The 455-nt window shown below is 35.2% G+C and carries 1 protein-coding gene; it reads left to right on the top strand.

From position 1 onward, the window contains the following. Positions 1-220: 220 nt before the first annotated feature. The coding region (locus tag J7R05_RS08050) for a TIGR02301 family protein (RefSeq protein ID WP_208541854.1) at positions 221-455 on the top strand (235 nt) is incomplete at its 3' end.

The raw sequence follows: 455 nt of genomic DNA on the forward strand, positions 1-455 counted from the left end.
AATCTGAAATTTCTAAAGACACAAAGCTTCGTCAAAATTTTTACTATCTTCATGATGCTTTCCTTACTCCCTTTCATGCCCTACATTTTACAACATGCCCGCTCTTGGTAATGATGTGCAAACTATTTTTGTCTTCACCTTGTAACCTATATTCTATGACAAAGCCATTTCATCCGCGATTGTATTCCCAAAAAGCTTTATTAAAAAGGAGCAATAAACAATGCGTACTCTGATAAAAATTGTTTTTTTTATATCTTTTTTAGCTTTAACATCAACCTTTGCGCAACAATCGCCACCCTATGAGACGAAATTACTACGACTATCAGAAATTCTAGGATCCCTCCATTACCTACAAAATCTTTGTAGTACTCCAACAAACCAATGGTATAATTACATGAGTGCACTGATTGAAGCAGAACAACCCATGCCACAAAGACGTGCTTATTTTTATGAAG

The organism is Bartonella capreoli (genome assembly GCF_902813205.1).
Classification (GTDB): Bacteria; Pseudomonadota; Alphaproteobacteria; order Rhizobiales; family Rhizobiaceae; genus Bartonella; species Bartonella schoenbuchensis.